At 34.6% G+C, this 23259-nt stretch carries 20 protein-coding genes; 9 read left to right on the top strand and 11 right to left on the bottom strand.

The window, feature by feature from the left end; all coding sequences use genetic code 11:
• Positions 1 to 16: 16 nt before the first annotated feature.
• The 10 genes from HNQ94_RS14355 to rpmH all read right to left on the bottom strand — a co-directional run bounded on the left by HNQ94_RS14355 (position 17) and on the right by rpmH (position 9358).
• Positions 17 to 853 (bottom strand): ParB/RepB/Spo0J family partition protein, encoded by an 837-nt coding sequence (locus HNQ94_RS14355; RefSeq protein ID WP_174497082.1) that lies wholly within the window; start codon positions 851 to 853, stop codon positions 17 to 19.
• Positions 834 to 1607, bottom strand: coding sequence for a ParA family protein (locus HNQ94_RS14350; RefSeq protein ID WP_174497083.1), 774 nt, complete (start codon positions 1605 to 1607; stop codon positions 834 to 836). The genes HNQ94_RS14355 and HNQ94_RS14350 overlap by 20 nt, the downstream gene beginning before the upstream one ends.
• Positions 1608 to 1711: 104 nt before the next feature.
• Complete coding sequence (noc, locus tag HNQ94_RS14345; protein ID WP_174497084.1) at positions 1712 to 2587, bottom strand: nucleoid occlusion protein; 876 nt, start codon at positions 2585 to 2587, stop codon at positions 1712 to 1714.
• Between the two features lie 290 nt (positions 2588 to 2877).
• Positions 2878 to 3594 (bottom strand): 16S rRNA (guanine(527)-N(7))-methyltransferase RsmG, encoded by a 717-nt coding sequence (rsmG, locus tag HNQ94_RS14340; protein ID WP_174497085.1) that lies wholly within the window; start codon positions 3592 to 3594, stop codon positions 2878 to 2880.
• 14 nt (positions 3595 to 3608) lie between these two features.
• The gene (gene mnmG, locus HNQ94_RS14335) at positions 3609 to 5495 is read right to left on the bottom strand and encodes a tRNA uridine-5-carboxymethylaminomethyl(34) synthesis enzyme MnmG (RefSeq protein WP_174497086.1); all 1887 of its coding nucleotides are present in this window, start codon (positions 5493 to 5495) and stop codon (positions 3609 to 3611) included.
• A gap of 24 nt (positions 5496 to 5519) precedes the next feature.
• Complete coding sequence (mnmE, locus tag HNQ94_RS14330; protein ID WP_174497087.1) at positions 5520 to 6896, bottom strand: tRNA uridine-5-carboxymethylaminomethyl(34) synthesis GTPase MnmE; 1377 nt, start codon at positions 6894 to 6896, stop codon at positions 5520 to 5522.
• A gap of 225 nt (positions 6897 to 7121) precedes the next feature.
• On the bottom strand, positions 7122 to 7739 hold the full coding sequence (gene jag, locus HNQ94_RS14325) for an RNA-binding cell elongation regulator Jag/EloR (protein ID WP_174497088.1): 618 nt from the start codon (positions 7737 to 7739) through the stop codon (positions 7122 to 7124).
• Positions 7736 to 8506 (bottom strand): YidC family membrane integrase SpoIIIJ, encoded by a 771-nt coding sequence (spoIIIJ, locus tag HNQ94_RS14320; protein ID WP_174497089.1) that lies wholly within the window; start codon positions 8504 to 8506, stop codon positions 7736 to 7738. The genes jag and spoIIIJ overlap by 4 nt, the downstream gene beginning before the upstream one ends.
• Before the next feature lie 164 nt (positions 8507 to 8670).
• Positions 8671 to 9033 (bottom strand): ribonuclease P protein component, encoded by a 363-nt coding sequence (gene rnpA, locus HNQ94_RS14315; protein ID WP_174497120.1) that lies wholly within the window; start codon positions 9031 to 9033, stop codon positions 8671 to 8673.
• A 190-nt stretch (positions 9034 to 9223) separates the two neighbouring features.
• Positions 9224 to 9358, bottom strand: a complete 135-nt coding sequence (gene rpmH, locus HNQ94_RS14310) for a 50S ribosomal protein L34 (RefSeq protein ID WP_174497090.1) — start codon at positions 9356 to 9358, stop codon at positions 9224 to 9226.
• Between the two features lie 823 nt (positions 9359 to 10181).
• On the opposite strand from rpmH, the gene dnaA reads away from it, so the two are divergent.
• The 8 genes from dnaA (at position 10182) to HNQ94_RS14270 (ending at position 20587) form a co-directional block, all read left to right on the top strand.
• A complete protein-coding gene (gene dnaA / locus HNQ94_RS14305; RefSeq protein WP_174497091.1) occupies positions 10182 to 11531 on the top strand; it encodes a chromosomal replication initiator protein DnaA in 1350 nt (449 codons plus the stop codon).
• Positions 11532 to 11707: 176 nt separating this feature from the next.
• Complete coding sequence (gene dnaN, locus HNQ94_RS14300) at positions 11708 to 12853, top strand: DNA polymerase III subunit beta (RefSeq protein ID WP_174497092.1); 1146 nt, start codon at positions 11708 to 11710, stop codon at positions 12851 to 12853.
• Positions 12854 to 12970: 117 nt separating this feature from the next.
• Positions 12971 to 13207 carry a S4 domain-containing protein YaaA gene (yaaA, locus tag HNQ94_RS14295; protein ID WP_174497093.1) on the top strand — a complete coding sequence of 79 codons (237 nt, stop codon included), beginning with the start codon at positions 12971 to 12973 and terminating at the stop codon, positions 13205 to 13207.
• A 12-nt stretch (positions 13208 to 13219) separates the two neighbouring features.
• The gene (recF, locus tag HNQ94_RS14290; protein WP_174497094.1) at positions 13220 to 14338 is read left to right on the top strand and encodes a DNA replication/repair protein RecF; all 1119 of its coding nucleotides are present in this window, start codon (positions 13220 to 13222) and stop codon (positions 14336 to 14338) included.
• A 7-nt stretch (positions 14339 to 14345) separates the two neighbouring features.
• Complete coding sequence (gene remB / locus HNQ94_RS14285) at positions 14346 to 14630, top strand: extracellular matrix regulator RemB (protein WP_174497095.1); 285 nt, start codon at positions 14346 to 14348, stop codon at positions 14628 to 14630.
• 90 nt (positions 14631 to 14720) lie between these two features.
• Positions 14721 to 16643 carry a DNA topoisomerase (ATP-hydrolyzing) subunit B gene (gyrB, locus tag HNQ94_RS14280; RefSeq protein ID WP_376697753.1) on the top strand — a complete coding sequence of 641 codons (1923 nt, stop codon included), beginning with the start codon at positions 14721 to 14723 and terminating at the stop codon, positions 16641 to 16643.
• A 279-nt stretch (positions 16644 to 16922) separates the two neighbouring features.
• Positions 16923 to 19406 carry a DNA gyrase subunit A gene (gene gyrA / locus HNQ94_RS14275; protein ID WP_174497096.1) on the top strand — a complete coding sequence of 828 codons (2484 nt, stop codon included), beginning with the start codon at positions 16923 to 16925 and terminating at the stop codon, positions 19404 to 19406.
• A gap of 95 nt (positions 19407 to 19501) precedes the next feature.
• Entirely contained in the window at positions 19502 to 20587 is a 1086-nt protein-coding gene (locus HNQ94_RS14270) for an HD-GYP domain-containing protein (protein WP_174497097.1), read from the top strand.
• Between the two features lie 40 nt (positions 20588 to 20627).
• On the opposite strand, the gene HNQ94_RS14265 is transcribed toward HNQ94_RS14270, so the two are convergent.
• On the bottom strand, positions 20628 to 21593 hold the full coding sequence (locus tag HNQ94_RS14265) for a YaaC family protein (protein ID WP_174497098.1): 966 nt from the start codon (positions 21591 to 21593) through the stop codon (positions 20628 to 20630).
• Between the two features lie 133 nt (positions 21594 to 21726).
• Here HNQ94_RS14265 and guaB point away from each other — a divergent pair, with 133 nt between their 5' ends.
• Positions 21727 to 23196, top strand: coding sequence for an IMP dehydrogenase (gene guaB / locus HNQ94_RS14260; RefSeq protein WP_174497099.1), 1470 nt, complete (start codon positions 21727 to 21729; stop codon positions 23194 to 23196).
• Positions 23197 to 23259 lie beyond the last annotated feature (63 nt).

Genomic DNA, 23259 nt, shown 5'->3' with positions numbered 1-23259 from the left:
CACTTCCCCCGAACGCCTATCCATTTAAAAGTTGGATAATGCGATCTAAATCTTCCTGACTAAAGAATTCAATTTCTATTTTTCCTTTGCGTTTCCCTTTTTGAATATTTACATTTGTTCCAAAACGTTCACGCAACTCTGATTCTTTTGCCTCTAAAAAGATATCCTTTTTCTCTTTTGCTGGTTTCTTTTTAACTTTTTTCTCATTTAATTGAGAAATAAGCATTTCAACCTGGCGGACATTTAAATGTTCTTTTCGTATTTTATCCACTATTAATGGTAAGGATTCTTTGTCTTTTAAACCTAACAAAGCACGACCATGTCCCATGGAAAGTTCTCTATTATTAATTAGAGCACAAACAGTTTCCGGTAAAGCTAAAAGCCTGACTAAATTGGCGATGTGAGGGCGACTTTTCCCTAATCTTTGCGCTAAAACCTCTTGGGTAATACCTAACTCATTCATTAAACGATCATATGCCTGAGCCTCTTCAATAGGTGTTAAATCTTCCCTTTGGAGATTTTCCAACAATGCTAGTTCCATCATCTTTTGATCTGTTAATTCACGAACGACAGCAGGAATTGTTTCAAGTCCCGCTTCTTTTGCAGCACGGAATCGTCGTTCTCCAACAACAATTTCATATCCCTTTATGCTTTTTCGTAAAATAATCGGCTGCAATATACCATGTTCTTGAATCGATTCCTTTAATTCTTCAATGGCATCTGCTTGGAATGTTTTACGCGGCTGATATGGATTCGGTCGACATTGTTGTATTGGTATGTCCTTAACAATCTCATCTTCAGTCTGTACATCTGGAAAAAAAGCACTTATTCCTTTACCCAACCCTCGCGCCATTCGCCATCACTTCCTTCGCTAAATCATTATAAACCTCAGCACCTCTAGATTTCGGATCGTATTTTGTGATTGGTTCGCCATGACTCGGTGCCTCTCCCAATCTGACATTACGAGGAATAATGGATTGGAAAACTTTATCTTGAAAATACTTTTTAACTTCTTCTATAACCTGTAGACCTAAATTAGTTCGCGCATCTAACATCGTTAATAAAACCCCTTCAATCATTAACGTTTTATTTAAATGTTTTTGAACTAATCTAACGGTATTCAAGAGCTGACTCAAACCTTCTAAAGCGTAGTATTCACATTGTACAGGGATCAAAACACTATCAGCAGCTGTTAGTGCATTTATTGTGAGTAAACCTAAAGAAGGAGGACAATCAATGATTATAAAATCATAACGTTCTCTTACGGGGTCCAATGCTTTCTTTAAGCGAACTTCCCTCGATATTGTTGGTACTAATTCTATTTCAGCTCCAGCCAATTGGATTGTAGCCGGGATAGAATCTAAATTTTCAACAGCAGTAGGTACACAAACCTCAGCCGCTTTCAAATCCTCAACTAACACATTATATATACACTGATCCATATCCGCCTTATCAATTCCAACGCCACTCGTTGCGTTTCCTTGCGGATCTACATCAACTAGAAGTACTTTGTGGCCTAAATCAGCCAATGAAGCACTTAAATTAACAGCGGTTGTTGTTTTACCAACACCACCTTTTTGATTTGCAATGGCAATGACTTTGCCCATGGTGTCACCTGCCTCTATTCTGTCATGAAATTTTTTATTACTTCTCTATAATAGTAGAAAAAATCCTCCTCTTATACAAAGGTAGGAGGACTTCTTCTATTCTATCATTTCTTTTTCGGAATTTTAATCGTTAATTGATAGTATTCATCATGTTCTTCTTCATTGGTTTCTAATTCTATACCAGAATCATTGACCATGTGTATCGATTGGCGAATAGTGTTCATCGCAATACGAACATCTTTGCTAAAACCCCTCATTTGGACTCTAGGCTTTTTCTTTGTCTGTGGTTCTTTTAATTGTTGGATTCTTTTTTCTGTTTGACTGACATTTAAGCCTTTTTCTAATATCTCTTTCAAGAGCTTTTCCTGTTGTTCCGGTTCCTTCAATCCTATTAAAGCACGAGCGTGACGTTCTGTTATTTGTTTTTCAAGAACGGCATTTCGAACAGCTTGAGGGAGTTTTAATAATCTTAACTTATTAGCAATTGTTGACTGACTTTTACCTAATCGTTGTGCCAATGCCTCTTGGGTTAGGCCATGCATTTCTAACAATTGTGCATACGCCATCGCCTCTTCAATGACCGTCAATTCTTCCCTTTGTAGGTTTTCAATTAAGGCAACCGAGGCTGTTTCTGTATCGGACATTTCTTTAATGATTGCCGGTATATGATCCCACTGAAGATGTTGCGCTGCTCTCCAGCGACGTTCTCCAGCAATCAATTCATATTTCCCTCGAAGGTTGTCCATTTTTCGAACAACAATCGGCTGAATCATCCCATGTGTTCGAATGGTTTGGGCTAACTCTTGAATGCGTTCATCACTAAAAATGGAACGCGGTTGATATTGGTTTGGTTGAATATCACGAATAGGAATTTGAATTACTTCATCTTGTCTTACATTTTGTTGCGTTCCTTCCGTCTTTTCTCCCGCTCCAAAAAATCGGTTTAATGGGTTCACCCATAAACACCACCTTTTCACCATATCAGAAAGTATATCGTGTTAACGAAAAGGCAAGGTATACTTACCAACACGAATATGTAGAAAGATAAGTGCAATCATGCATTGATCTGCACCTATGATCCAGGGCGCTAACGTTCTTTATACAATCCTTTATTACTAATTTCGAGACTTTTTCTCAAAATCCTGCCAAATGTTCCACGTGAAACATTCAGGTGAATCCAATATGTCTATCTATTAATTTATCATATCTATCATTTTATCATATCTAAATAAAAAAAAGCAGAAAAAAAGAACCCATTTCCTAATATAGATTAGGAAATGGGACTTTTGTTAGGAATTCCTGGTTTTCTTGGATATCGTTTTGGTGTTGTTTTTATTTTTTTTACAACTGCTAAATGGCGCTCACTACCCTCTTCAGGCAAAGCAAAAGCATGTACCTCATTCCATTCTCCACCTAACTGATGAATTGCAGACTGAGCATCTTTTTCCTCTTCCTGAAACTGTGGTCCTTTTAAAGCTAAAAATGTTCCACCGACTTTAGCAAGAGGCAAGCAAAGTTCGCTTAACACCGATAATCGGGCAACAGCTCTTGCTGTGACTATATCAAAACTTTCGCGGAATTTCTTGTTTTGCCCAAACGTTTCAGCACGGTCATGATAAAAATTTACCCCTTGCAAGTTCAACTGTTTAGCTAAATGATCTAAGAATGTAATACGTTTATTTAGAGAATCAACAATTGTTACTTGTAGTTCAGGGAAGATAATTTTTAACGGTAGGGATGGGAACCCTGCTCCTGCACCCACATCACACACAGTCATGTTTCCTTCAAAAGGGAAATAAAAAGCTGGTGTAAGAGAATCGTAAAAATGCTTTAAATATACTTCATTCTTAGCTGTTATTGCTGTTAAATTCATTTTTTCGTTCCATTCAACAAGCGTGCTATAATATATTTCAAACTGCTTTAACTGTTTATCATTTATTTCTATTCTTTTTTCCTTCAATAGTTGGATAAAAAGTTCCTCATTCATTACAAATACCCCTTTTAATTGTTTGAAACACGTGCAATCTTACCTTGTTCAATATAGACGAGTAGAATAGATACGTCTGCTGGATTAACTCCTGAAATCCTTGAAGCTTGCCCCAAAGATAAAGGCCTAACTTCTTTAAGTTTTTCACGAGCCTCTGTTGCTAACCCTTGAATAGCATCATAATCAATATTTTCAGGAATGCTTTTGGAATCCATTTTTTTCATTTTTTCAACTTGTTGAAGGGACTTTTTAATATAACCTTCATACTTTATTTGTATTTCTACTTGTTCCTCTACATCTAAAGGTAATTCTTGTTCTGGTGAAGCTAATCCTTTAATGGTTTGGTAGGATACTTCCGGTCTTTTTAGCAAATCTGCAGCTCTTATTGCATCCTTTAGAGGGGTCCCGCCTGTTTCCTCTACTACTTTTTGCACGGCATCACTTGGCTTTAGTAAGATTTGACCAAGACGCTCTTTTTCTCCTTCAATTAATCTTTTCTTTGCGATGAATTTTTCGTATCTTTCCTGTGTAATAAGTCCAATCTGATAGCCTATATCAGTAAGTCGCAGATCAGCATTATCATGTCTTAATAAAAGACGGTATTCCGCACGTGAAGTTAGTAAACGATATGGTTCATTAGTTCCTTTCGTCACAAGGTCATCAATAAGTACCCCAATGTATGCTTGTGATCTATCTAAAATTAATGATTCTTTATTTAATGCTTTTGCTGCTGCATTTATTCCGGCCATTATACCTTGAGCTGCCGCTTCTTCATATCCCGAAGTACCATTTATTTGACCTGCTGTAAATAATCCTTCAATTCGTTTTGTTTCTAAAGTTGGCCACAACTGTGTTGGAACTACAGCATCATATTCAATCGCATATCCCGCTCTCATCATTTCTGCTTTTTCTAGTCCAGGTATGCTTTCTAACATCTTTTTTTGTACATCCTCTGGTAAAGAAGTGGATAACCCTTGGACATACACTTCCTCTGTATTCCTTCCTTCTGGTTCTAAGAAAATCTGATGTCTCGGCTTATCATGGAAACGGACAATTTTATCTTCAATAGAAGGACAATAGCGAGGTCCTCTACCTTTGACTGCCCCCGAGTACATAGCTGATCTTTGCAAGTTTTCATCAATTATTTGATGGGTAAATTCACCAGTATATGTTAACCAACATGGTAATTGATCTGTGATAAATTCTGTTGTCTCATAAGAAAAAGCTCGTGGTTCATCATCACCTGGTTGAATTTCTGTTTTTGTATAGTCGATCGTATGGCTTTTTACTCTTGGAGGTGTCCCTGTTTTGAATCGAACTAAATCAAAACCAAGCTCCTCCAAATGCTCAGACAATGTAATACTCGGTCGTTGGTTGTTAGGGCCACTTTCATATGCTATATCACCGATTAGGACTTTTCCACGCATGAATGTTCCGGTTGTTATAATAACTGTATTGGCGTAATAAGCTGCTTTCGTTTCTGTAATAACACCCTTGACAGCATTATCCTTAATAATTAATCGTTCAACCATTCCTTGTCTAACAGACAGATTTTCTTGGTTTTCAAGCGTTTTTTTCATTTCTGATTGGTAAAGAACCTTATCTGCCTGTGCACGTAATGCTCTTACAGCTGGACCTTTACTAGTGTTTAGTAAACGCATTTGTATATGTGTTTTATCTATATTTTTACCCATTTGTCCGCCAAGTGCATCGATTTCCCGTACTACTACTCCTTTTGCTGGTCCACCAACAGATGGATTACAAGGCATAAAGGCAATTAAATCTAAATTTAGCGTTAACATCAATGTTTTCGCTCCACGTTTTGCAGAAGCTAATGCAGCTTCACAACCAGCGTGACCCGCACCAATAACAATTACATCGAATCGACCCGCTTCATACATACTCTTTAAACTCCTTCCAAATCATTATTTCCCTAAGCAGAATTGAGAAAATAATTGATCAATTAAGCTTTCATGTACCGTATCACCAATAATTTCACCTAATAGCTCCCAAGTTCTCGTAACATCTATTTGAACCATATCAATTGGCATTCCTGCTTCAATACCATTTATAGCGTCCTCTAATGCATTTTTAGCATTTTTCAATAGTTGAATATGACGGGCATTAGACACATATGTAAGATCACCAGTATCTAAATCTCCTTCAAAGAAAATGTTTGCTATACCTTGTTCTAATTCATCAATACCTTTTTCCTCTATAATAGCCGTCTCAATAATTAGTGAGTTTTCTGCTAATTGTTTGACCTTTTCTATATCTAACCTTCTAGGAAGATCCGTCTTATTCACAATAATTAGCTTATCCATTCCAGCAGTTGCTTCAAATAAACGTTCATCTTCATCAGTAAATTCATCACCGTTATTTAATACAAGTAAAATTAAATCTGCTTCCTTTAGAACTTGGCGGGACCGCTCTACACCAATTTTTTCAACGATGTCCTCTGTTTCACGTATACCTGCAGTATCAACTAATCTTAATGGAACTCCTCTAACATTCACATACTCTTCAATGACATCTCTTGTTGTACCAGGTATTTCTGTAACGATAGCCTTGTTTTCATGAGCTAACGCATTAAGTAACGAAGACTTCCCAACATTAGGTCTACCGATAATAGCCGTTCCAATACCTTCTCTTAATATTTTACCCTGTTTTGCTGTTTGTAAAAGTCCCTCTATTTGCTTATATACTTGCTGTGTTTTTTCAATTAACACATGATGGGTCATTTCTTCCACATCATCATACTCTGGATAGTCAATGTTCACTTCCACATGTGCTACCGTTTCAATTAATTCTTGACGAAGCGAACGGATTAACTTCGATAACCTTCCATCCATTTGTTTTAAGGCAACACTCATCGCTCTGTCTGTTTTTGCACGAATTAAATCCATCACTGCTTCTGCCTGTGACAAATCGATTCTACCATTTAAAAAAGCTCTTTTCGTAAATTCACCAGGTTCTGCTAAACGAGCACCATTAGATAAAACTAACTCTAGAACACGATTAACTGAAACTAATCCACCATGGCAATTAATTTCAACAATATCCTCACGTGTGAAAGTTCTAGGTGAACGCATAACAGTTACCATCGACTCTTCTACAGTTTCATTTGTTTCGGGATCTACTAATTTTCCATAGTGTATCGTATGGGAAGGAACTTCATCTAAGTTTTTCCCTTTAAAGATTTTTTTCGTAATGTTTATTGCATCTGCCCCACTTAGCCGAACAATGGCAATTGCACCTTCTCCAACTGGAGTTGAAATTGCCGTAATTGTATCTATATCCATTGCCCTTCCTCCTTACAGGCATAGGTATTTTAAAATCAAATTTATTAATTTCACTAATTCCTTAGAATAGCATATTTATCCAAGTTATTCCACTTATAACTACTTTTATAATAGTATCCCAATTTAGACATTATATATATATTTTTAGACCCTTTTGTTTTTAATCTGTTAAAAAGAAAACACCTTCCATTATGTTTAAATGATAACGGAAGGTGATTTTTTATATTATTCTGGTTTTATTACGACTTTACGATTTGGTTCTACACCATCGGAATGTGTAGATATTTTGTTATTATTCTGTAAAGCAGTATGGATAACTTTTCTTTCATATGAAGGCATAGGCTCTAAAGAAACTGATTTTTGAGTTTGAATCGCCTTTTGTGCTAAACGATTTGCGAGTTGAATAAGCGTATCATTTCTTCTTTCTCTATATCCTTCAGCATCGATAATTACTGTTTTAAAACCATCTACATTTCGATTAACAACTAAATGAGTCAAGTATTGCAATGCGTTTAGAGTTTGTCCTCGTTTCCCAATTAGCATAGCAATCTTTTCACCAGATAGTTCATATAGAACTTCTTTTTCTTTTTTTACTGTATTAATCGTAATAGTAATTCCCATTTGTTCTGCTACTTGACGAAGGAATTCTTCCCCTTCCTTCACCTTATCGTTTAAGACACGAACTTTTACAATTGCCGGTTTGGAACCGAACACACCAAAAATTCCTTTTTTCCCTTCATCGATAACATCTACATGGACACGATCTATGACCGTATCAAGCTTCACCAAAGCAGATTGAACTGCTTCATCTACAGTTTGGCCAGTAGCAGTTACTTGTCTCACTTTTTTGCTCCCCCTGCATTATCATCCTTCATCATTGGACGACGAATGAAGATAGTTTGAATAACCATAAATACGTTACCTACTACCCAGTATAAAGCAAGTGCTGCTGGGAAGAATGTAGCGAATACCCCAATCATGATAGGCATGATATAAAGCATCATTGTCATTTGAGGATTTTGTGCTGCCGGACTACCAGCCATCATTAGTTTTTGTTGCAAAAATGTTGTTCCAGCTGCAACTAGTGGCAAAATGAAAAATGGATCTGGAGCACCTAATTCAAACCACATAAATGTTTGTGTTTTAATTTCATCTGAACGATAAATAGCATGATAAAAAGCAATTAATATTGGCATCTGAACTAGTATAGGTAAACACCCTGCTAGTGGATTAACACCATGAGTTTGGAAAAGCTTCATCGTTTCTTGTTGTAATTGCTGTTGCGTCTTAGCATCTTTAGAGCTATATTTTTCGCGCAAAGCCTTAATTTCAGGTTGAATATCCTGCATCGCTTTAGAAGATTTCAATTGCTTTACGTTTAACGGTAGTAATACTAAACGTATAATGATCGTAACAATAATAATCCCAATACCAAAACTATTTCCAAAAATTCCAGCTACATACTGGATTAGTAATGCTAATGGCCAAACAAAATATTGGTTCCAAAACCCTTCACTATCTGAATGGATTGGCTCATTAATTTCTGTACAACCTGAAAGAAAAAACAAAATCCCAATCATGGCTGCGATTAATAATAACTTATTTCGCAACTTTCTTCCTCCTAACCTGCATCACAAGCATGTTTTATGTAAATGAACATATAATTATATATTACCATTTTTTCTTTACTAGTTTCTATATAAAATAATTCCTTATATAAAGGAAGATAAAAAAAGTAATAAAATCTAATGAATGAAATTTCATCCATTAAGATTTAAGACTTCGTATCTTTTTTAATAGGTTTAATAAGCTTTGTTTTACGTAGTAAATGATTTAAACTTTTTTTTACATCAGGAAAGTCTAGATCTTTTGCTGGAACCCTGGCAATTACTACTAAATCATATTCATGTTTAATTTCTTCATGTAGTTCCAAAAAAGCTTGTCTTAAAAGCCGCTTCACTCTATTCCTCACAACTGCATTTCCAATTCGCTTTCCTACAGATAGTCCAATTCTAAAATGAGCTTGTCCAGCTTTCTCCATATAATAAAGGACAAACTGACGATTTGCGAAGGAACTCCCCTTTTGAAAAACTAGCTGGAATTCTTCATTCTTTTTAATTCTATAGGATTTCTTCATCATTTATTCACTCCAGTTTAGAAGCTTTCTAAAAGGCATAGTTATCTAGAAGTGAAAAATAAAACAACACACTTGATATTCACCCAATAAGTCTAGTTTATTCGCTGGATGCAAACATTAAACCCACAACGAACAAATTTCATCATTTACTCTTTTAAAGTGAAAAAAGACCACTGAGGATTTCAGTGGCCTATGCAGATAGATTTTTTCTTCCTTTACGACGGCGACGAGCTAAAATCTTACGGCCGTTTTTAGAACTCATTCTTGATCTAAATCCATGAACTTTACTACGTTTACGTTTTTTAGGTTGATAAGTGCGTTTCATTTATATACACCTCCTGAGGAAAGTTGAACTTTTTTTGAACTAGGCTAACACCATCTTTTGGATAAGCCTAAGGAATATCCCTACACCTAAACTGTTTACATAAGTTAAATCAGTTCAAAGTGCAAAAAGGTTAAAAGACAGTCCAATTAATTATACGGGACGTTAAAAACAAATGTCAACTTTTCCTTGAATTCAGAAGGTAAAAAAAATTATCCACAAACTGTATCGACAAAAAAAGAACACCAATTTTATATCCACAACAATTATCGACAAGTAATACACAAAATATAGTGCTGTGGATAAAAAAAGAACACAAGAAATGGGATATGTGGATAAGTCATTAAAATCCATTGCAACCCGAGGATTTATTTGGTATTATATTTGTGTTTAACTTTGTTATTTAATTCAATCCTATATTGACTTTTCCACAGACTGTGGATAACGTGTGGACATTCATACACATCCCTGTTTACGAATTTATAAACAAATTTGTGGATAATGTCGATAAATGTCAAATCATTAGTTATAATGATAATAAATCATCCACAGGTGTATTCCACTTGTTTACTTATCAACAGCCTCAAAATACTTAAAATTGAGCATGTTAGTAACTTTTTTCACTAAAATATGGCCTTTTTTATAAATATTATGAACCTTAAAAAAATTAGGTTCCATTGCACTTATGCTAGAGCTAACTGTATCGCAATAATTTTATACTTCTTTCTTGAACATGTGAAAATTGGCTTTCACCACATCATATTGGGGTAAGCCCGATTTTATATTGTAAAAATTAAATTCCCTCACCGATAAAGGGGTGAACTTTTTGGAAAACATAGCAGAACTATGGACAAAAACATTAAAAACTATAGAAGGAAAGATTAGTAAACCTAGTTTTGATACCTGGTTAAAGTCAACTGAAGCTAAGTCTTTTCATAATGAAACAATCGTTATAGCAGCTCCGAATGAATTTGCACGTGATTGGCTGGAGAATAGTTACTCTCAACTAATTTCAGATACTTTATTTGAAGTAACTGGAACTTCCTTAAAACCAAAGTTTATAATCCCCGAAACGGAAATCGAGGAATATGAACCAAAAAAGAATAAAAGGCCCGTCCAAAATATTTCTAATGCAACAGAAGGCACTTCAAAAAGTATGTTAAATTCAAAATATACTTTTGATACTTTTGTTATTGGATCTGGAAATCGCTTTGCTCATGCTGCTTCATTAGCTGTTGCAGAAGCGCCAGCAAAAGCTTATAACCCACTTTTTATTTACGGTGGAGTTGGCTTGGGTAAAACACATTTAATGCATGCTATTGGACATTATGTTATTGAACACAATCCATCTGCAAAAGTTGTTTACTTATCTTCTGAAAAATTTACAAATGAGTTTATTAACTCTATTCGTGACAATAAAGCTATTAATTTTAGAAACAAATATAGAAATGTAGATGTTTTATTAATAGATGATATTCAGTTTCTAGCTGGAAAAGAACAAACACAAGAAGAATTTTTCCATACGTTTAATACACTGCATGAAGAGAATAAGCAAATTGTCATTTCTAGTGATCGTCCTCCAAAAGAAATACCTACATTAGAAGATCGCTTAAGATCAAGGTTTGAATGGGGACTTATTACAGACATTACACCTCCAGATTTAGAAACAAGAATAGCCATTTTACGAAAAAAGGCAAAAGCAGAAGGTTTAGATATTCCAAACGAAGTGATGTTATATATAGCAAATCAAATTGATACAAATATAAGAGAATTAGAGGGGGCTCTTATAAGAGTTGTAGCATATTCCTCTTTAATAAACCGTGATATAGATGCATCAGTAGCAGCAGATGCATTAAAAGATATCATTCCTAGTTCGAAACCTAGAACCATTACTATACATGGGATACAAGAAGTTGTAGGGGAATTTTATCACATAAAGTTAGAAGATTTTACAGCGAAGAAAAGAACAAAATCAGTTGCTTTTCCTAGACAAATCGCAATGTATTTAGCTAGAGAAATGACGGACTTTTCACTTCCTAAAATTGGGGAGGAATTCGGTGGTAGAGATCATACAACTGTCATACATGCCCATGAAAAAATTTCAAAAATGATAGCAGCAGATCAACAGTTAAATCATGAAATTGAAGAAGTAAAAGAAAGAATTAAACAAAAATAACATCTGAATAATGTGAATAACTTTTACACATCTACACACAGTCTATCCACATGTGGATAGACTTTCTTATCTTTACTTTATAACTGTTATCCACATATTCACAGTCCCTACTATTACTATTACTACTTTTTTAAAGAAAAATAATATAATAGATACACATTTAGGAGGATTTTAAAATGAAGTTTGTTATCCAACGAAATCAGTTAATGGAAAGTGTACAAGATGTAATGAAAGCTATTTCTTCTAAAACAACAATTCCTATTTTAAGTGGAATGAAACTAGAAGCAACAACTGATGGAGTGAAACTTACAGGTAGTGACTCTGATATTTCTATTGAATCTTTTATACCAACGGAAGAAAATGGAATTGTTTTTGTAGAAAATATTGAACCTGGAAGTATCATACTACAAGCTAAATATTTTCCTGAAATTGTGCGTAAATTACCAGAACAAACAGTCGAAATAGAATCAGATGAACAATTTAATGTAACAATTCGTTCAGGAAGTGCTGAATTTAATTTGAATGGACAAGACCCACAAGAATATCCACAGCTTCCAAAACTTCATACAGAAAATAGTTTTGAATTGCCAATAGATTTATTAAAGGATCTTATTCGCCAAACTGTATTTGCTGTATCCACTTCAGAAACGAGACCTATTTTAACTGGAGTTAATATGGTGTTAAGAGATGAAAAGCTACACTTTGTTGCAACAGATAGTCATCGATTAGCATCTAGAACTATCCCAATGTCTGATATAACATCAGAGGTAACGTTTAAAAATATTGTTATCCCAGGTAAAAGTTTAAATGAACTAAACAAAATACTAGAAGATTCCCAAGATAAAATAGAAATCAGTGTCACAGAAAACCAAATTTTATTTAGAACAAAACATCTTTATTTCTTATCTAGATTATTAGACGGTAATTATCCCGAGACATCACGTTTAATTCCGGAACAAAGTAAAACAAATGTAGTTATCGATGCAAAAGAACTACTACATTCCATTGATCGTGCAAGTTTACTAGCTAAGGAAAGCAGAAATAATGTCGTTAAATTGATGACAAAAGATGGACATACTATAGAGATTTCAAGTAATTCACCAGAAGTTGGAAAAGTATTAGACGAAGTTAAAGTAGATTCTATTGAGGGAGAAGAATTAAAAATATCCTTTAGTGCAAAATATATGATGGATGCTTTAAAGGCGATTAATACAGAAAAAGTAAAAATTCTTTTCACTGGAGCTATGAGACCTTTTATTATTAAACCCGGCTCAGAAGAAGAGGAAATTTTACAATTAATATTGCCTGTACGCACTTACTAAAAAACATGATTAACACCTAACAGGGTGGATTGAGAAGCAAGGGATTCCACCCTTGCTTTTCTTATACGTAATGATTTAGTAAAATAGAAGAAGAATGAAAAGTAGGGTGGTAAAAAAATGAATGAACAAATAGAGATTAAGACAGAATCAATTCCACTTGGACAATTTTTAAAACTGGCAAATGTTTTAGAAACGGGCGGAATGGCTAAGTGGTTTCTAAGTGAATATGAGGTTTTTGTAAATGGTGAAAAAGAAGACCGTAGAGGAAAGAAATTAAGACATGGTGATGTAGTAGTAATTGAAGGCATTGGTTCATTTGAAGTAGCGAATCGTGACGAAGGTTCCTTGAATTAAAAGGAGTAATATATGCATATTAATGAACTGTCTTTGAAAAATTATCGTAATTATGAAAGCTTAGATTTAACTTTTGATCATAAAGTGAATGTCATAATTGGAGAAAATGCCCAAGGAAAAACCAATATAATGGAATCTATCTATGTTCTCGCCCTTACAAAGTCACATCGTACATCTAAAGATAAAGAACTCATTAAATGGGATGAAAGTTATGCTAAAATAAAAGGTAGTGTAGTAAAGAGAAACAGACAGTTTCCTTTAGAACTTATTTTCTCCAATAAAGGAAAAAAAGCAAAATTAAATCATATTGAGCAACAGCGATTAAGTGACTATATTGGTGCACTTAATGTTGTTATGTTTGCACCAGAGGATTTGAATTTAGTTAAAGGCAGTCCTCAAGAACGACGTCGTTTCATTGATATGGAAATCGGACAAATACAACCTATTTATGTTTACCATTTAGGACAATTTCAAAAAATACTTAAACAAAGAAATGCATTATTAAAGGATTATCAACGTAAACAACAAATGGATAGAACAATGCTCCGAGTAATGACAGAGCAAATCATTGAGCATGCAGCAACTATTATTCATAGGAGATTTAAGTTCCTACAGTTGTTACGTAAATGGGCTCAGCCAATACATTTAGGAATTAGCCGTCATCTAGAAAAATTAGAAATAACATATGATGCTTCAATAGAGGTATCAGAAAACATGGAATTGTCAAAAATAGTAGAAGTCTATCAAAAACAATTTGAAGATATGGAAACAAAAGAAATTGAAAGAGGTACATCATTGATAGGTCCTCATCGTGATGATCTCGTTTTTCATTTAAACGGTAAAGAAGTGCAAACATATGGATCACAAGGCCAACAAAGAACAACAGCTCTATCGTTAAAACTCGCAGAAATAGAATTGATTTATAGTGAAGTTGGGGAATATCCTATTTTACTTTTGGATGATGTTTTAAGTGAGTTGGATGATCATAGGCAATCGCATCTATTAAATACGATTCAAGGTAAAGTACAAACCTTTGTATCTACAACAAGCGTTGACGGAATCGAACATGATACGTTAAAAAAAGCAGAGATATTTCATGTCCATCAAGGGGCAGTATCGAAAGAAGGGTGAGGTTACGTTGTTTATACATATAGGTGAGGATCATGTCATTCAGTCAAGAGATGTAGTTGCTATAATAGATAGTGATTTATTAACTTCTTCCTCTATTGTTGATGAAATGATAATGAATCAAAAAAAGAATAACAAAGTTGTTGAAACATCTTATGAATCTGCAAAATCCATTGTTATAACAACGGAATATATATATTTTAGTACATTATCTGTTGCAACTTTGAAAAAACGCTCTCAATTATCGTCTACTCTAAATAAATTAGAGGATTTTTCGGAAGCATTTGAAGAGTAATCGTAACATTAGAAATACCTAGTATAATAGTGCTTTTACATTACTATAAAGTGAACCGTGAAAGAACAAAAAAATGAAGGTGTGAAACCGATGGCTATGGAAGAAAAATTATCAGGACAAGCATACGATGAAAATCAAATACAGGTATTAGAGGGTCTTGAAGCTGTTCGAAAAAGACCAGGTATGTATATAGGTTCCACGAATGAAAAAGGGCTTCATCATTTAGTTTGGGAAATTGTAGATAACAGTATAGATGAAGCTTTAGCTGGTTATTGTGATCAAATCAATATCGTTATCGAAAAAGATAACAGTATAACTGTTAGTGATAATGGACGTGGGATTCCTGTTGGAATTCACGAAAAACAAGGACGTCCTGCGGTAGAAGTAATTCTAACTGTATTACATGCTGGTGGTAAGTTTGGTGGTGGTGGTTATAAAGTATCAGGTGGACTACATGGGGTTGGTGCATCTGTTGTTAATGCCCTATCAACAGAATTAGAAGTATTTGTTCATCGAGATGGAAAAGTTCATTATCAAAAATACCATCGTGGTGTGCCACATGAAGATTTAAAAATCATTGGAGATACGGATATTACTGGTACTAAAATACACTTTAAACCAGATCCGGAAATTTTTTCAGAAACATTAGAATATAACTATGACACGTTAAAGCATCGTATTCGTGAGTTAGCTTTTTTGAATAAAGGTATCACTATATCTATAGAGGATAAACGCCATGATAGGGAGCCTCAAAAATTTTATTATGAGGGTGGTATTTCTTCCTATGTAGAGCATTTAAATCGTACGAGAGAGCCATTACACGAGCCTTTCTATGCCGAAAGTGAAATGGATAACATAACAGTTGAAATAGCTATTCAATACAATGATGGCTTTGCTAGTAATATATACTCCTTTGCAAATAATATTCACACTTATGAAGGTGGAACACATGAATCCGGTTTTAAAACCGCTTTAACTAGAGTAATTAATGATTATGCTAGAAAAAATCATATGTTTAAAGAAAGTGACCCAAATTTAAGTGGTGATGATGTTCGAGAAGGTATAACTGCAATTGTATCTATTAAGCATTCAGATCCACAGTTTGAGGGACAAACAAAAACAAAACTTGGAAATAGTGAAGCAAGAACAGTAACAGATGCATTATTTAGTGAAAACTTCTCTAAGTTTTTATTTGAAAATCCAGATATAGCAAAAAAAGTAGTTGAAAAAGGGTTAATGGCTTCCAGGGCTCGTATGGCTGCGAAAAAAGCTCGTGAGTTAACGAGAAGAAAAAGTGCTTTAGAAGTTTCAAGTCTTCCAGGAAAACTAGCTGACTGTTCTTCAAAAGACGCCAAAATTAGTGAACTTTATATCGTTGAGGGTGATTCTGCTGGTGGTTCAGCAAAACAAGGTCGTGATCGTCACTTCCAAGCAATTCTCCCATTAAGAGGTAAGATTATAAACGTTGAGAAAGCCCGTTTAGATAAAATATTATCAAACAATGAAATTCGGACTATTATTACAGCCCTAGGGACAGGTATTGGGGAAGACTTTGATATTGAAAAAGCTCGTTATCATAAAATTGTTATTATGACAGATGCCGATGTGGATGGTGCTCACATACGTACATTGCTTTTAACCTTCTTTTATCGTTATATGAAACCTTTAATAGAAAAAGGCTATATTTATATTGCACAACCGCCATTATATAAGGTTCAACAAGGGAAAGCAGCTCATTATGTATATAATGATCGTGAACTAGATGCATTACTACAGGAGCTTCCAAAAGCACCTAAACCTGGTATGCAACGTTACAAAGGTTTAGGGGAAATGAATCCTACTCAGCTTTGGGAGACAACAATGGACCCATCAACAAGAACAATGCTCCAAGTAAATCTCCAGGATGCAATGGAAGCAGATGAAATATTTGAAATCCTTATGGGAGATAAAGTAGAACCTCGTCGTGACTTTATACAAGATAATGCTAGATATGTTAAAAACTTAGATATTTAACCCAGTCGTCTACGCTTTTAAATGTCTAGCTGCGGCTCCTATCTCCTCGGGGTCATAAGTCAATCTGCTATGTGATAAAGATTGTCACGTCGCATCTTGTCTTATGCCTGTCGGAGATAACCAGTCGCCTACGCTTTTAAATGTCTAGCTGCGGCTCCTATCTCCTCGGGGTCATAAGCCAATCTGCTATGTGACAAAGATCGTCACGTCGCATCTTGTCTTATGCCTGTCGGAGATAACCAGTCGCCTACGCTTTTCTAAATATAAGGAGGTAATCCAATGGTGGATCAACAACGTCCACAGGTTCAAGAAATAAATATTAGCCAAGAGATGCGAACATCTTTTCTTGACTATGCTATGAGTGTAATTGTTGCACGTGCTCTTCCAGATGTTCGAGATGGATTAAAACCAGTACATCGTAGAATATTGTATGCGATGCATGATTTGGGGATGCATGCAGACAAATCATATAAAAAATCTGCTCGTATCGTTGGTGAAGTTATAGGTAAGTACCACCCTCATGGTGACTCTGCCGTTTATGACGCAATGGTTAGAATGGCACAAGACTTTAACTATCGTAAAGTACTAGTTGATGGACATGGTAACTTTGGATCCGTAGATGGTGATGCTGCTGCGGCAATGCGTTACACCGAAGCACGTATGTCTAAAATAGCAATGGAAATATTACGTGATATTAATAAAGATACGATAGATTATGCGGATAACTATGATGGTTCTGAGAGAGAACCAGTAGTATTACCTGCTCGTTTTCCTAATCTTTTAGTTAACGGTGCATCAGGAATAGCAGTAGGTATGGCAACCAATATCCCACCACATCAATTAGGTGAGGTAATTGATGCCGTATTAGCTGTTAGTCAAGATCCTGATATAACGATAACCGAGTTAATGGAAGAATATATCTATGGCCCAGATTTTCCTACAGCTGGTCAAATTCTAGGTAGAAGTGGAATAAGAAAAGCGTTTGAAACAGGAAAAGGTTCGATTACTATTCGAGCAAAAGCTGAAATCTTTGAAAAAGATAATGGTAAACCGGTAATTATCGTTACAGAGTTACCTTATCAAGTAAATAAAGCAAAATTGATTGAAAAAATTGCAGAACTAGTACGTGACAAAAAAATAGAAGGAATTACAGATCTACGAGATGAGTCAGACCGTGAAGGAATGCGAATCGTCATTGAACTTCGTAGGGATGTAAATCCTAACGTTTTATTAAATAATTTGTATAAACAAACAGCTCTACAAACCTCTTTTGGTATTAATATGCTTGCTTTAGTAGATGGACAACCAAAAGTTTTAAATTTAAAGGAAGCACTTGTTCACTATTTGGATCATCAAAAGGTTGTTATTAAACGTAGAACAGCTTATGAACTAAAAAAAGCAGAAGCAAGAGCTCATATTTTAGAAGGTTTAAGAATTGCTCTTGATCATCTAGATGAGGTTATAGCTCTAATTCGTGCTTCAAAGACAACGGATATAGCTAGAGATGGCTTAATGAGTAAGTTTGATTTAAGTGATAAGCAAGCCCAAGCTATTTTAGATATGCGTCTACAACGATTAACAGGCTTGGAACGTGAAAAAATTGAAGATGAATATCAAGAATTAGTGAAGTTAATTGCTGAATTGAAAGCAATATTAGCTGATGAGGAAAAGGTTCTTGAAATTATTCGTGAAGAACTAACGGAAATAAAAGAAAAGTACAATGATGAAAGAAGAACAGAAATTGTCGTAGGGCAATCTGACTTCATTGAAGACGAGGATTTAATTCCTGAAGAGACAATTGTTATTACACTAACTCATAAGGGATATATTAAACGTCTTCCAGCTTCTACTTATAGAGCTCAACGTCGTGGCGGACGTGGTGTACAGGGAATGGGTACAAATGAAGATGACTTTGTTGAACATTTATTATCAACTTCTACACATGACACCATTCTATTTTTCTCTAATAAAGGAAAAGTATACAAAATTAAAGGATATGAAATTCCTGAGTATAGTAGGACAGCAAAAGGTATTCCAATTGTTAACGTCCTAGAAGTTGAAAAAGGTGAATGGATAAATGCTGTTATTGCTGTACATGAATTTGTTGATGATTGGTATTTATTCTTTACGACTAAGCAAGGAATATCGAAACGTACTACGTTGTCTCAATATGCAAATATAAGACGTGGTGGATTACGTGCTATTAATCTAAGAGAAGATGATGAACTTATTTCTGTACGCCTTACAGATGGAAATAAGCAAATTATGATTGGAACAAAACAAGGCTATTTAATACGCTTTGATGAAAAAGATGTAAGAGCTATGGGTAGAACAGCTTCAGGTGTGAAAGGTATTACCTTACGGGATGAAGAAGATCAAGTTGTTTCCATGGAAATTTTAGAAGATGATCTTCAAGTATTAACGGTTACAAGTAGAGGTTTTGGTAAACGTACCGATGCTAAAGACTACCGAATGACTAACAGAGGTGGTAAAGGGATTATTACTTGTAATCTAACAGATAGAAATGGTCATGTTGTAGCAGTTAAGGCTGTTACAGGTCATGAGGATTTAATTATTATCACCGCTAGTGGTGTATTAATTCGTATGCCAGTAGAGGGTATTTCTGAGACAGGACGTAATACACAAGGTGTTACCTTAATTCGTCTTGCTGAGGGAGAAGAAGTAGCAACTGTTGCTCGAATAGAAAAAGAAGAAGAAACAATTGAAGAATTAGCTGATTCTGTAGAAGAGACGCAAGAATAAACAAACTTCCTAGAGACACAACGAAGGTTGTGTCTCTATTTTTACCTTTATCATTTAAATTGAATTATTGGTTATGTTTAAGGGAGGGGAACATTTTGGGCTTTCACCCAAGTCAGTTAAAGCAAGGTTGTATCATAACACGTGACGTAATGGGTAAGACAATGAATCCAATCATTCCAAAAGATACTGTTATCACGCCCCTACACATTGAAATTTTAAACCACTTTATGGTTGAAGAAGTTGAAGTAGCCACAACATTAATTAGTGGAAAAGAATTTAAACCAGAGCAAAAAGAAGAGGATGAAATACAGAAAACAGTTGTTGGAGTACATAGCAAATCTTTTTTAGAGCTTTATTTACATAGTGTCAAAGAAACAAAACAGTTATTTCAAAATTGGCAAGCTAGAAATCCAGTGGATATACTAGAGGTAAGAAAGCATCTTCTCCCTTTATTAAAGAAAGCTGATGAAATGGAGAATATTGTTTTCTCTCTTCATCATTTTGTGGAAAAAGAGGAATATACACATCATCATTCTGTAGCAAAAGCGTTAATTTCAGCATTTTTAGCAAAGAAACTTCGTTTTCCTGAAGGAGAAAGAATCCAAATTGCTCTTGCAGCTTATTTGAGTGATAGTGGAATGGCTCTATTAGATGACTCCTTATTAGATAAAAAGGCAAGTTTAACGCTTGAAGAGTTTGAGCAAGTAAAAAAGCACCCTATCTATTCTTATCGTTTAGTTGAGAATATTTCTATGATTAAATATGATGCGAAAATTGCTATATTACAGCATCATGAACGTTTGGATGGAAGTGGTTATCCGTTTGGGTTACAGCTAAATAAAATACATCAATATGCCCGCATTCTAGCCATAAGTGATATTTTTCATGCGATGACATCTGAACGTTTTTACAAATCCAAACAATCGCCATTTAAAGTACTAGAAGAAATGCTGCATCAACAGTTTGGAAAATTAGATATAGAGATTGTTACCATTTTGGTTCGTAGCTTGACTAACCTATCGAACGGGACAAAAGTACGATTATCCGATCAAACTACTGGTGAAATAGTATTTATAGATCAAAAATTTCCAACACGTCCTATTATCCGTTTGGATCATAATAACAATATGATTTCCTTAATAGATCATAAAAGTATTTATATTGATGAAGTTTTAAACTGATTAAAAAGGATTGACTAATTTATCAATCCTTTTTTTTTATCTATTTTCTTTGCATGTTAAGTAAAAAGTAACCTAGCATAATAGGTGTTTTAGTCTCTGCTATATCTACAAAACGTTTAATATAGGAATAGTCATTACTCCCATATGTATGCAATAAATCCCCCCACCACTCTGTTTCATATCTACATATCATACTTAAATTATATAAAAGCAAGTAATGTGTCATTACTTCATGAAAAGGGAAAACAGTTTTACGCTTTTTGGATAAAAACCATTTTTCTTTATATATATGAAATGAAAAAAGGCTATTTTCAAATGGTAGGATGTTTTTTTCTAAAGATAAAACTAAATGATTATCCGTATTTTTTACGTCTTCTATTTCAGGGAGATACAATTTAATTTTTTCAATAAATCTGTTTTCTGTCATATGCCAATCATTTAAAAAGGTTAAAGGAATTCTTAATTCTTTTTGAATCTCGTTACTAAATATTTCTTCATGCGTTGTCTCCTTATTTTGAAAAAGATTTAATTCATCCATTTCTGGAATTTTTTTTAGCAATACATCCATCGAAAATTTATCAGTTGGAAATTGATTGATAGAAAACAAGTGGTTTGAAAAGTATGGAAATAGGCCATATTGTTGAATTTTTACTTCATCCTGCAAGAAACTGTAGTTTTGTTTTTTTCTTTTTCTGGCAGATACTCCATGAGCTAACAATCGTGTGTTCTCTGGGTATTGAGGTCGACATGCAATGAGACAGGTTTTAATAAGTTGGGTCAAACCATAAAATAACAGAACTGGTTTGATACTAATTGGAGCTTGCTTTGATTGTTGGAAATACGTTTCAGCATGTTCCAAATAATAGATAAATCGTTCTGCGTTTTCAAAACTGAGTCTATCTGCATCTTCTATTTCTTGTTTTTTATAGCAATTTTTTAAATACATTTGAACATAAGGTATAGATTTAAGTTGATCAAAAAATGCATTCATTTGTTGTTGTACCATATGAAACCCCTTACAATTAAAAATCCTTGAAAAAGTATTGGATATATCGTAATGTTATTAAAAATATTTAAATCGTTTCTTTTTCTAGTATGTCCATTTAACGTTTAAATCATAAATATAGAGGAGGTTTATCATGCGGACTGATAAATTTAGTAAAGAAGGACTTACCTTTGATGATGTACTATTAATCCCAGCTAAATCAGAAGTGCTACCGAGAGAAGTACAAGTAAAAACAGAATTATCTCCTAAGCTAAAATTAAATATTCCGTTAATAAGTGCTGGTATGGACACGGTAACTGAGGCAGAGATGGCAATATCAATGGCAAGACAAGGTGGTTTAGGCATTATACATAAAAATATGTCTATTGAAGAACAAGCTGAACAAGTTGATCGGGTAAAACGTTCTGAGAATGGAGTAATAACAAACCCCTTTTTCTTGACACCTGAACATCAAGTTTATGATGCAGAACATTTAATGGGTAAATATAGAATTTCTGGTGTGCCGATTGTGAATAACGCAGAAGAACAAAAATTAGTTGGCATATTAACAAATCGAGATCTTCGTTTCATACAAGATTATTCGATTGAAATTTCCACTGTAATGACAAGTGAAGAATTAGTTACTGCTCCAGTAGGAACAACAGTTGAAGAAGCAGGTCATATATTGCAGCAATATAAAATAGAAAAGTTACCTCTAGTAGATGAAAATAACGTCTTAAAAGGTTTAATTACGATTAAGGATATTGAAAAGGTAATTGAATTTCCAAATTCAGCTAAAGATAAACAAGGAAGATTATTAGTTGGTGCTGCGGTTGGAATTACGACGGATACGATGTTACGAATAGAAAAACTAGTAGAAGTCGGGGTTGATGTGGTAGTTGTTGATACAGCACATGGTCATTCTAAGGGAGTTTTGGATCAAGTAACAGCAATTCGAAATAAATATCCTGAGTTAGATATTATTGCAGGTAATGTAGCTACTCCTGAAGCGACAAAGGACTTGATTGAAGCTGGTGCAAATATTATAAAAGTTGGAATTGGCCCTGGTTCTATTTGTACGACAAGAGTTGTTGCAGGTGTTGGTGTTCCACAAATTACTGCAGTATATGATTGTGCTATTGAAGCTAAGAAACATAACATACCTATTATTGCAGACGGTGGTATTAAATATTCTGGAGATATTGTAAAAGCTTTAGCAGCAGGAGCACATGTTGTTATGCTAGGAAGTATTTTTGCTGGGGTTACAGAAAGTCCGGGAGAAACGGAAATTTATCAAGGTCGTCGATTTAAAGTATACCGCGGCATGGGTTCTGTTGGTGCAATGAAATCAGGTTCAAAAGATCGTTATTTCCAAAGTGAATCGGAAACTAATAAACTTGTACCTGAAGGAATTGAAGGGCGTGTTCCTTATAAAGGACCATTATCTGATACAATACATCAATTAGTTGGAGGACTGCGTTCGGGAATGGGTTATTGTGGAGCGAAGGATTTAGAGTTTTTAAGGGAAGAAGCTCAATTTATTCGCATTACAAATGCCGGGTTACGCGAAAGCCATCCACATGATGTTCAAATTACGAAAGAAGCACCAAATTATTCTGTATAATTAATTTTCAACATTTTTTTATGGGAAATGGGAATTATAGACAGTGACTTTTGACTGTCTATT

This window comes from Salirhabdus euzebyi (genome assembly GCF_014207435.1).
In the GTDB taxonomy this organism is placed as follows: Bacteria; Bacillota; Bacilli; order Bacillales; family Alkalibacillaceae; genus Salirhabdus; species Salirhabdus euzebyi.
Note: the sequence above shows the minus strand (reverse complement) of the source record. Positions and strands in the feature narration are given on the sequence as shown.

Coding starts and splice junctions, on each gene's coding strand:
- HNQ94_RS14355 (WP_174497082.1), bottom strand. CDS start 853: ATGGCGCGAGGGTTGGGTAAAGGAATAAGTGCTTTTTTTCCAGATGTA.
- recF (WP_174497094.1), top strand. CDS start 13,220: ATGCATATTAATGAACTGTCTTTGAAAAATTATCGTAATTATGAAAGC.
- dnaN (WP_174497092.1), top strand. CDS start 11,708: ATGAAGTTTGTTATCCAACGAAATCAGTTAATGGAAAGTGTACAAGAT.
- guaB (WP_174497099.1), top strand. CDS start 21,727: ATGCGGACTGATAAATTTAGTAAAGAAGGACTTACCTTTGATGATGTA.
- noc (WP_174497084.1), bottom strand. CDS start 2,587: ATGGTGAAAAGGTGGTGTTTATGGGTGAACCCATTAAACCGATTTTTT.
- yaaA (WP_174497093.1), top strand. CDS start 12,971: ATGAATGAACAAATAGAGATTAAGACAGAATCAATTCCACTTGGACAA.
- rpmH (WP_174497090.1), bottom strand. CDS start 9,358: ATGAAACGCACTTATCAACCTAAAAAACGTAAACGTAGTAAAGTTCAT.
- mnmG (WP_174497086.1), bottom strand. CDS start 5,495: ATGTATGAAGCGGGTCGATTCGATGTAATTGTTATTGGTGCGGGTCAC.
- gyrB (WP_376697753.1), top strand. CDS start 14,721: ATGGCTATGGAAGAAAAATTATCAGGACAAGCATACGATGAAAATCAA.
- rsmG (WP_174497085.1), bottom strand. CDS start 3,594: ATGAATGAGGAACTTTTTATCCAACTATTGAAGGAAAAAAGAATAGAA.
- HNQ94_RS14350 (WP_174497083.1), bottom strand. CDS start 1,607: ATGGGCAAAGTCATTGCCATTGCAAATCAAAAAGGTGGTGTTGGTAAA.
- mnmE (WP_174497087.1), bottom strand. CDS start 6,896: ATGGATATAGATACAATTACGGCAATTTCAACTCCAGTTGGAGAAGGT.
- rnpA (WP_174497120.1), bottom strand. CDS start 9,033: ATGAAGAAATCCTATAGAATTAAAAAGAATGAAGAATTCCAGCTAGTT.
- HNQ94_RS14265 (WP_174497098.1), bottom strand. CDS start 21,593: ATGGTACAACAACAAATGAATGCATTTTTTGATCAACTTAAATCTATA.
- gyrA (WP_174497096.1), top strand. CDS start 16,923: ATGGTGGATCAACAACGTCCACAGGTTCAAGAAATAAATATTAGCCAA.